This is a genomic window from Streptomyces sp. NPDC050534, from assembly GCF_044457745.1.
Lineage (GTDB): Bacteria > Actinomycetota > Actinomycetes > Streptomycetales > Streptomycetaceae > Streptomyces.
Window position 1 is genome coordinate 509486 of the sequence record NZ_JBITHF010000008.1, and the last position, 9216, is coordinate 518701.

Below are 9216 nucleotides of genomic sequence, written 5' to 3' on the forward strand. Positions count from 1 at the left end.
CCGACTCGAAGAAGGGAGCAGGAACATGACCGAACGTCAGGTAGCCCTCGTCACCGGCGGGTCCCGCGGCATCGGACGGGCCGTGGCCGTACGGCTCGCCGCCGACGGGTACGACATCGCCTTCTGCTACCGCAGCGGCGCCGACGCGGCCGCGGAGACCGAGAAGCTGGTGCGCGACGCCGGGGCCCAGGTCCACCACGCGCCCTGCGACGTCGCCGACTTCGACGCCGTGCAGGAGTTCGTGAGCGAGACCGGCAAGCGGCTCGGACCCGTCGCCGCGCTGGTCAACTCGGCGGGCGTCGTACGGGACAACCCGATGGTGCTGATGCCGGTCGAGGACTGGCACACCGTCATCGACACCAACCTCACCGGCACCTTCAACTTCTGCCGCTCGGTGGGCTTCGGCTTCATGAAGCGCAAGCGGGGCGTCATCGTCAACATGTCGTCCATCGCCGGGGTCTACGGCCACGCCACGCAGAGCAACTACGCCGCGTCCAAGGCCGGCATCCAGGGCATGAGCGCCTCGCTCGCCAAGGAGGTCGCGCCCTACGGCATCCGCGTCAACGTCGTCGCGCCCGGCTTCATCGAGACCGACATGACCGACCGGCTGCCCGAGAAGGTGCGCACGGAGGCCCTGAAGTCGATCCCGCTGCGGCGGTACGGCGGCGCGGACGAGGTCGCCGACCTGGTCTCCTTCCTGGTCTCCGACCGGGCCGCGTACATCACGGGCGAGATCGTCCAGATCGACGGCGGAGTGGCGCTGTGAGCGGAGCGGGCCCGGTCGTGGTGACCGGGCCCCGCCCGCGGGCCACCTCGGTGGACCCGGCCCACACGGTGACGGTGCACTCGCCCACCGAGGTGTCCGTGAGCCGGCTCGTCTCGGCCGACGACCCCTATCTGGAGGGCCACTACCCGGAGTTCACCGTCTATCCGGGCGCCTTCATCGTCGAGTCCGTCTACCAGGCGGTGCTCCATCTGCTCTGGCACACCCGCGGCGCGGACGCCTGGGCGCGGCCCGTCTCGGTCGACTCGGTGCGCTTCACCGGCGCGCTGGCCCCGGGCGACACCCTCGACGTGCGCTGCGCGTGCGTGGAGAGGGCCCCGGACGAGATCGAGGCGACGGCCGTGTGCACCACAGCCGGCAACAAGGCCGCCCAGGTGCGCATGACCTTCGCGGTCACACCGCGCGGGCCGGAAGGCGGCACGCATGCTTGAGTACGCCGACATCCGCGGCCTGATCCCGCACGCCCACCCGATGCTCCTGGTCGACCGGGTGACGGAGATCCAGCCGTACGACCGCATCGTCACCGTCAAGAACGTGACGGGCAGCGAGCCCTGCTACAAGGGCCTGGCACCGGGCGCACCGCACCGCGCCTTCGCCTATCCGCCGTCCCTGCTGATGGAGTCCTGGGGCCAGGGCGCCGCGATCCTGTGGATGCGGCGGGTCAGGGACAAGGAGGGCGAGCGGGCCGGAGCGCCGATCCTCGCCGCGGCCCGCAACATGCGCTTCCTGCGCGAGGTGTTCCCCGGCGACACCCTGCGCCACGTCGTCCGCGTCGACCAGTACTCCGGCAGCAGCGTCATCATGAGCGGCGAGTCCTACGTCGGCGACGAGCGGGTGGCCGAGATCGGCTACGCCATCGCGGTCCTGCGCCCGGCCGACGAACTGACCTGGGGCGCCGCCTGATGTCCCCGCCCGACGTGGTCGTCACGGGCCTGGGAGTCGTCTCGCCGCTGGGGCACGACGTGCGCTCCTTCTGGCACGGATTGCTGCGCGGCGAGGTCCCGGCCCGGCCGCTCACCTTCCCGGGGGCGGCGATACCGGGTGCGGTCGCCTATCTGGTGCGGGAGGCGCCGGGGTGCGAACCGGGCCCGGACACCGCCCGGCTGGGCAGGTCCAGCGCCTTCGCGCTCGCCGCCGCCCGGGACGCGCTCGGCGACGCCGGGCTCGGTGCCTCCGGGACCGGCGACCTCACGGACGTCGGCCTGTGCGTGGCCACCGGCAACGGCGACAGCGACCTCCAGGAGGCCCGCCGCGACGGACGCCGGGAGGCGACCGGTCTCGACTGGTACCCGTACGGCACCGCCGGACTGCTCTCGCACCGGCTCGGTCTGCACGGCCCGGGGCTGACCGTCTCCACGGCGTGCGCGGCCGGCGCCTACGCGGTCGCCGTCGCAGCGGAGATGATCGCCGAGGGCGAGGCGGACGTCGTCCTGGCCGGCGGCACCGAAGCGGTCTCGCGGCCGGCCGTCGGGGCGTTCCTGCGGCTGGGCGCCGGTGACCGCGAGCACTGCCGGCCCTTCGACGCCGACCGCGCGGGCACCGTCTACGGAGAGGGAGCCGCGTTCCTGGTCCTGGAGTCCGCCGAGCACGCGGCGGCGCGCGGCAGGGCGCCGTACGCGCGCGTGCTCAGTTCGGGCTGGAGCTGCGACGCCTTCCACGTCACGGCCCCTGACCCGGAGGGCACCCAGTCCCTGCGCGCCGTCCACGACGCCCTCGACCGGGGCCGTATCGCCCCCGACGGCGTCGGTGCCGTCCTCGCGCACGGCACCGGCACGCCCGCCAACGACGCCGTGGAGAGCCGGGTCACCGCGCGGCTGCTCGGCGACCGCACCCCCGACGTCCCGGTGACCGCCGTCAAGGCGTCCCTCGGGCACAGCGGAGGAGCGGCCGGGGCGTTCGCCTGCCTGACGGCGGCCCTGGTGGTCCGGCACGGTCTCGTGCCGCCCGTCGGCACCCTGCGCCGCCTGGACCCGGCCTGCTCGCTCAGGGTCGTGCACGACGCACCCGAGCCGCCGGTGGCCAAAACGGTCCTGGTCAACGCCTATGCCTTCGGCGGCAACAACATCTCCGTCGCCATCGGCGCACCGGGGGAGGAGAGCCCATGAGGGCCAAGGGGAGCGCACAGGTCGCGGTCACGGGCATCGGGCCCGTGAGCCGGCTGGGCATCGGCGCCAAGGAACTGGCCGCCGCGCCGACCGTCGCGGGGGCGGCCGGCCCGGCCAAGGGCGCGCCGGAGATCAGGGAGCTGGACAACTTCCATCCGGCGGAGTTCCTCGGCCGCCGCGGCTGGCGTCTGCTGCCGCGGGCGACCCGGATGGCGCTGGCCGCCGCCCGGCTGGCCCTGCCGGGCCAGGACGACCTCGGTGCGCCTCCCCCCGAGCGCACCGGGGTCGTCATCGGCACCAACTTCGCCGTCGACGAGGTCGTGGACCGCATCGACCGCACCCTCCTCGCGGAGGGCGTCTCGGGCATCAGCCCGGTCGAGTGCCCCAACTTCGCCGTCAACGTCCCGGTCAGCCAGGTCTCGCTGACGTACGGCCTGAAAGCCTTCAACGTCACGCTCGTCGACCTGTTCACCGCCGGCTGCACCTCCCTGCTGCTCGGCGCCCGTGCCCTGCGCACGGGCCGCGCCGACGCGGTCCTCACCGGCGCGGTCGAGGGGCTTCCGCCGGACGGCGCCGGGCAGTTGTGCGGCCCCGAGGCCGACGAGGGCAGCGCCTGTCTGCTGCACCTGGAGCCGGCCGACGCGGCACGGGACCGCGGCGCCCTGGTCCACGGCCTGCTGACCGGTGGCGCGCACCGCATGCTGCCGGCCGAACCGGCCGCGGCCTCGCGCGTGTCGGAGTCCGTCCTGAACCGCCTCGGCGACCGGCCCCTCACCGCCGTACGCCTGCACGTCCCTCTCGGCGAGCACGCCGCGCACGCCACGGAGGCCGTCGAGGGCTGGGCCGCCCGGCGTGAGGTCCCGGACGGCGTGACGGTGATCCGCGGCGGCGCGCAGGCCGGCGCCACGGGTGTCCTCGCCCTGGCCCAGTACCTGGCGCGTCCGGCGGGCCGGCCGCCCTACGGGGACGTCGCGTTCGTGACCCTCGGCCCGCAGGGCCACCTGGTCGCGCTGCGCGTCTCGCGGGACGGGGGCACGTCATGAGCGGACCCGTCAACGAGTCGACCCTCTTCGGCGAGGAAGTCGCCGTCCACCGCTTCGCCTCCCCGCCCGCCGCCGCGTTCGTGCACGGCCTGGAGGACGCCTGGGACTGCTGGAACCAGCTCGCCGGGCGCCTCGCCGTGCGGCTGCGGGGTTACCCCCTGGACCTGCCCTGGCGCACCGGCGGCAGCTACCGCTGGCGCAGCCGCGGCGCCGCCGCGCAGTGGGTGGAGGCGGGCATCGGCCTGGTGCCCGACCCGGTCTCCGTCGTCGTGGCGCACTCCTTCGGCGCCAACGCGGTGCTCCAGTGGCTGGCCGCCGGCGCCCGCCCGAAGCTGGACGCGCTGGTCCTGCTGTCGCCGTTCTACTGGCCGCCGTCGCAGCGCCCCGACTGGCAGGCCTTCGACGGGTTCCGCGAGGACTTCGCCACCGTGATGACGATGGGGCTGCGCACCCGGCTCGGGGCGCGGGCGCAGACCATGGACCCCGACGTCTTCAACGCGATGGCGCGCAAGATGCTCGACGGGATGGGGCCGCAGGCCTTCATCGCCCTGTTCGACCAGTACAGCGCTGCCACCGGGCTCGCGCTGCAGGACATCGACATCCCCACGCTTATCGTCGGCTCTCCCCACGACCTCGGACTCGCCGGCGAGCGGGCCGAGGCGCTCAAGGCCGACCTGCCCGTGGCCGAACTGCACCTGGATCCGCGGCTGTCGCACTTCAGCCACGTGGACCAGCCCGACGAAGTGGCCCGGCTGATCCTCCAGTTCCTGGACCGTGCCGCGGCCACCTCACCCGGCCACGCCCCCACCACCCAACCGCTGCAAAGGAGTTGACCCGCCGTGCCTACGCATGCAGGACAACGGGCGCACGACACTCGCAGGCCGGGCAAACCGGCCCTGACGATGGTCGCCGCCCTGCTCGGCCTCTTCATCGCCCTGCTCGACGTCACCGTCGTCACCGTCGCGCTGCCCACCATGGGCTCCGACCTGCACGCCTCCTTCTCCGACCTGGAGTGGGTGGCCAACGCCTACATGCTGGCCCTCGCGGTCTTCATCGTGACCGCGGGCCGCCTCGGCGACCTGTACGGGCAGCGCCGGATCTACACCGGCGGCGTCCTGGTCTTCCTGGCCGGCTCGCTGATCTGCGGCGGTGCCGGGAAGTACGGCCTGTTCGGCCTCTCGCACATCACCACGCTGCACGCCGGCCGGGTGGTGCAGGGCGTCGGCGGCGCTGTGATCATGCCGCTGACGCTCGCCATCATCTACTCCTCGTTCGAGGGGAAGCTGCGCAAGCTCGGCATCATGCTGTGGGGCGCGGTCGGCGGTCTCGCCACCGCGCTCGGCCCGCTGATCGGCGGCGTCCTGGTCGACCATGCCGGCTGGGAGTGGATCTTCCTGGTCAACCTGCCCATCGGCGCGGTCGTGATCGCCGCCGCCACCGGCATCCGCGAACCCGTCCGCGCCCCCGGCGCCGGACGCGCCTCGCTCGACGTGGGTGGCCTGGTCACCGTCAGCGGTTCTCTGTTCTGCCTCAACCTCGCGCTCATCAACGGCCATTCCTGGGGCTGGACCTCGGGCCGCGAGATCGGCCTGTTCGCCGGCGCGGTCGTCCTCCTGTCGGCCTTCCTCGCCGTGGAGGCCCGCTCGGCGGCGCCGATCATGAACCTGTCCTGGTTCCGCCGCCCGTCCTTCGGCGGCAGCGTCTTCGCCGGTTTCCTGCTGGGCGCCGGGATGTTCTCGGTGATGTTCTACCTCTCGATCTACCTCCAGAACGGTCTCGGCATGAGCGCGCTGGAGACCGGCGTACGGCTGCTGCCCCTGACCCTGATGCTCATCCTCGGGGCCCCGCTCGGCGGGCGGCTCGCCGCCAAGCTGGGGGTGCGGGCCGCGATGGCCGTGGCCTTCGGCCTGATGGCGGTCGGCATCGCCCTGTACGCGCTGGTCGACCCGGCGGGCGACGCCGGCTCGTGGACGCGCCTGCTGCCCGGCCTGCTGATCACCGGCCTGACCCTGGGCATCCTCATGCCGCTGTCCTCGGAGCTGACGGTCGCCGCCGGACCCCAGGACCAGATCGGCGTGGCCGCGAGCGCGGGCACGATGTTCCGCCAGGTCGGCAACTCGGTGGGCGTCGCGATCATGGGCGTCCTGATGACCTCGCAGGCCGACGACGCAGCCGCCGAGATCAAGCGGCAGGCCGCGGGGGGCGCCCTCACGCCCGGGCGGATCGCCGCGATCCAGCAGCGGGCCGTCACCGAGGGCCTCCAGCACGGCGTGTGGTTCGCCGCCGCGGTGACGGCCGCCGCCGTGGTCGTCGTCCTGCTCCTCGTCCGCAACCTGCCACAGGCCGCGCAGCCGCAGCCGGCCGCGGCACCGGCACCTGACGCACATCAGCTGACACACCCCAACTGACACATCCCGGCGAACAAGAAAGGCGGGGATCCCATGACCGGCACGACGACCGCGTTCGTCTTCCCGGGTCAGGGCTCGCAGCGGGTCGGCATGGGACGCCACCTGCTCGCCCGGCGGCCCGATCTGCTGCGCACCTACTACCAGGAGGCCGACGACATCCTCGGCATCCCCCTGTCCACGCTGTGCTGGGAGGGACCGGCGAGCGCCCTGCGCGACACCGCGATCACCCAGCCGGCCGTCTTCCTGACCAGCCTCGCCACCCTGGACGTGCTGCGCGCCGAGGGCCTGGAACCGGACGCCGTCGCGGGCCACAGCCTCGGCGAGTACACCGCCCTCGTCGCCGCGGACGCCCTCGACTGGCGCGACGCGCTGCGTCTGGTGCGCCACCGGGGCCGTCTCATGGCAGGCGTCAACGAGCGGATACCGGGCGGCATGGCCGCCGTCCTCGGCCTGGACCTCGCTGTCGTGGAGGCCCTGTGCGCCCGCGTCAGCGCCGAACTCGGCGCGGACGGCGGTGTGGTGGAGGTCGCCAACGACAACGAGCCGCGCCAGGTCGTCGTCTCCGGCCGGCGCACCGCCGTGGAGCGCCTGCGCACCGAGGCCGACGCGGCGGGCGCGGTCCGCGTGATCGGCCTGGACGTCGGAGCGCCCTTCCACTCCAGCCTGATGGCGGACATCGAGGCGGAGTTCGCGGCCGAACTCGACCGCGTCGCCCTGCGCGCCCCCCGCGTCCCGCTGGTCTCCACCGTCACCGCCGACCACGTCACCACCGCGGACGAGGTCGCCGTGTGCCTGCGCCGCCAGCTCGCCGGCCGGGTCCGCTGGACCGAGGCCGTGCGCACGCTCACCCGCAGCGGCGTCGCCGCCTTCGTCGAGGTGGGGCCCGGCAAGGTGCTCGGCGGACTGAGTCGCCGTATCGCACGCGAGGCCGAGGTCCACGGCACCGACGACGAGCGCGCCCTCTCCAAGACCCTGGCCCGCTTCGGCGCCGCACCGGCGGAGGTGGTCGCATGAGCGCGACCGAGACCGGCGTCCTCACCGAACGCCTGGCGGAACTGCGTGAGTTGAAGGGCTCGTTGCGTGCCGGCCCCGACCCCGCGGCGACCGAGCGCCAGCACGCCAAGGGCAAGCTCACCGCCCACGAACGCATCGAACTGCTGCTGGACGACGGCTCGTTCACCGAGATCGAGCCGCTGCGCCGGCACCGCGCCACCGGCTTCGGCCTGGAACAGCGCCGGCCGCACTCCGACGGGGTGATCACGGGCTGGGGCACGGTCCACGGCCGCACCGTCTTCGTCTACGCCCATGACTTCCGCATCTTCGGCGGCGCCCTCGGCGAGGCGCACGCCGAGAAGATCCACAAGGTCATGGACCTGGCCGAGCGGACGGGCGCCCCGCTGGTCTCGCTCAACGACGGGGCGGGCGCCCGTATCCAGGAGGGCGTCACCGCGCTCGCCGGCTACGGCGGCATCTTCCGCCGCAACACCCGCTGTTCCGGGGCGATCCCGCAGATCAGCGTGATGCTCGGCCCGTGCGCGGGCGGCGCGGCCTACTCGCCGGCCCTGACGGACTTCGTGTTCATGGTGCGCGGCACCTCGCAGATGTTCATCACCGGGCCCGACGTCGTCCAGACGGTCACCGGCGAACAGGTCACGCAGGACGGCCTCGGCGGAGCCGACGTCCACGCGAGCACCTCCGGCGTCGCCGCCTTCGTCCACGACGACGAGGAGCACTGCCTGGAGGAGGTCCGCTACCTGCTGTCCCTGCTGCCTTCCAACAACCGTGAGCTCGCTCCCGAGTTGGCGTGCGACGACCCGGCGGACCGCTCCACCGAGTCCCTCGTCGACCTCGTGCCCCTGGACCCCGGACGCTCGTACGACATGCGCGCGGTCATCGAGGAAGTCGTCGACCACGGCGAGTACTTCGAGGTCAGCGAGAGCTGGGCGACCAACGTCCTGTGCGTCCTCGCCCGGCTCGGCGGACGCGTCGTCGGCATCGTCGCCAACCAGCCCGCCAGCCTCGCCGGGGTCCTCGACATCGAGGCGTCCGAGAAGGCCGCCCGCTTCGTGCAGTTCTGCGACGCGTTCAACATCCCGCTGGTGACCCTGGTGGACGTGCCCGGCTTCCTGCCGGGCGTCGGCCAGGAGCACGACGGCATCATCCGCCGCGGCGCGAAGCTGCTGTACGCCTACTGCAACGCGACGGTTCCGCGGATCTCCCTGATCCTGCGCAAGGCCTACGGCGGCGCCTACATCGTCATGGACTCCCGCTCCATCGGCGCCGACGTCTCGCTCGCCTGGCCGTCCAACGAGATCGCGGTGATGGGCGCGGAGGGCGCGGCCAACGTCATCTTCCGGCGCGAGATCGCCGCCTCGGACGACCCCGAGACGGTGCGCGCACAGCGGATCAAGGAGTACCGGAGCGAGCTGATGAGCCCGTACTACGCCGCCGAACGCGGCCTGGTCGACGACGTCATCGACCCGGCCGAGACCCGCTCGGCACTCATCGGTGCGCTGGAGATGCTGCGCACCAAACACGTCGACCTGCCGTCGCGCAAGCACGGCAACCCTCCGGTGTGATGCCCATGTCCGACCAGCCGTCCTTCACGATCGTGCGCGGCAGCGCCGACCCCGAGGACCTCGCGGCCCTCGTCGGCGTCCTGCTCGCCGCCCACCACAGCACCTCGGCGCCCCCGGACGTACGTCCGCGCAGGGCGAGCTGGGACCGAGGCCCTCTCGGCTCCCGCCTCCCGGCCGGCTCCTGGAGGTCCCGACCATGATCCGCAAGGTGCTCATCGCCAACCGTGGCGAAATCGCTGTCCGTGTGGCCCGGGCCTGCCGGGACGCCGGGATCGCGAGCGTGGCCGTCTACGCGGA

11 protein-coding genes are annotated in these 9216 nt (G+C 73.2%); all 11 read left to right on the plus strand.

Annotated features, from left to right (window positions below):
* Positions 1 to 25: 25 nt before the first annotated feature.
* Complete coding sequence (fabG, locus tag ACIBN2_RS27725) at positions 26 to 766, plus strand: 3-oxoacyl-[acyl-carrier-protein] reductase (protein ID WP_399138188.1); 741 nt, start codon at positions 26 to 28, stop codon at positions 764 to 766.
* Positions 763 to 1215 (plus strand): 3-hydroxyacyl-ACP dehydratase FabZ family protein, encoded by a 453-nt coding sequence (locus ACIBN2_RS27730; RefSeq protein ID WP_399138190.1) that lies wholly within the window; start codon positions 763 to 765, stop codon positions 1213 to 1215. Before fabG ends, ACIBN2_RS27730 begins: the two co-directional genes overlap by 4 nt.
* The gene (locus tag ACIBN2_RS27735; protein ID WP_399138192.1) at positions 1208 to 1687 is read left to right on the plus strand and encodes a 3-hydroxyacyl-ACP dehydratase FabZ family protein; all 480 of its coding nucleotides are present in this window, start codon (positions 1208 to 1210) and stop codon (positions 1685 to 1687) included. The genes ACIBN2_RS27730 and ACIBN2_RS27735 overlap by 8 nt, the downstream gene beginning before the upstream one ends.
* A complete protein-coding gene (locus ACIBN2_RS27740; protein WP_399138194.1) occupies positions 1687 to 2889 on the plus strand; it encodes a beta-ketoacyl-[acyl-carrier-protein] synthase family protein in 1203 nt (400 codons plus the stop codon). The genes ACIBN2_RS27735 and ACIBN2_RS27740 overlap by 1 nt, the downstream gene beginning before the upstream one ends.
* A complete protein-coding gene (locus tag ACIBN2_RS27745) occupies positions 2886 to 3932 on the plus strand; it encodes a beta-ketoacyl synthase N-terminal-like domain-containing protein (protein ID WP_399138196.1) in 1047 nt (348 codons plus the stop codon). Before ACIBN2_RS27740 ends, ACIBN2_RS27745 begins: the two co-directional genes overlap by 4 nt.
* Positions 3929 to 4765, plus strand: a complete 837-nt coding sequence (locus tag ACIBN2_RS27750) for an alpha/beta fold hydrolase (protein WP_399138197.1) — start codon at positions 3929 to 3931, stop codon at positions 4763 to 4765. Before ACIBN2_RS27745 ends, ACIBN2_RS27750 begins: the two co-directional genes overlap by 4 nt.
* Positions 4766 to 4771: 6 nt before the next feature.
* Complete coding sequence (locus ACIBN2_RS27755; RefSeq protein ID WP_399138199.1) at positions 4772 to 6340, plus strand: MFS transporter; 1569 nt, start codon at positions 4772 to 4774, stop codon at positions 6338 to 6340.
* Between the two features lie 33 nt (positions 6341 to 6373).
* The gene (gene fabD / locus ACIBN2_RS27760; RefSeq protein ID WP_399138201.1) at positions 6374 to 7354 is read left to right on the plus strand and encodes an ACP S-malonyltransferase; all 981 of its coding nucleotides are present in this window, start codon (positions 6374 to 6376) and stop codon (positions 7352 to 7354) included.
* On the plus strand, positions 7351 to 8919 hold the full coding sequence (locus tag ACIBN2_RS27765) for an acyl-CoA carboxylase subunit beta (RefSeq protein WP_399138202.1): 1569 nt from the start codon (positions 7351 to 7353) through the stop codon (positions 8917 to 8919). The genes fabD and ACIBN2_RS27765 overlap by 4 nt, the downstream gene beginning before the upstream one ends.
* A 5-nt stretch (positions 8920 to 8924) precedes the next feature.
* Positions 8925 to 9119: an acyl-CoA carboxylase subunit epsilon gene (locus ACIBN2_RS27770; RefSeq protein ID WP_399138204.1), complete on the plus strand. Its 195-nt coding sequence runs from the start codon at positions 8925 to 8927 to the stop codon at positions 9117 to 9119.
* Positions 9119 to 9216: biotin carboxylase N-terminal domain-containing protein (locus ACIBN2_RS27775; protein WP_279617129.1), on the plus strand; the 98-nt coding region annotated here is incomplete at its 3' end. The genes ACIBN2_RS27770 and ACIBN2_RS27775, both read left to right, overlap by 1 nt.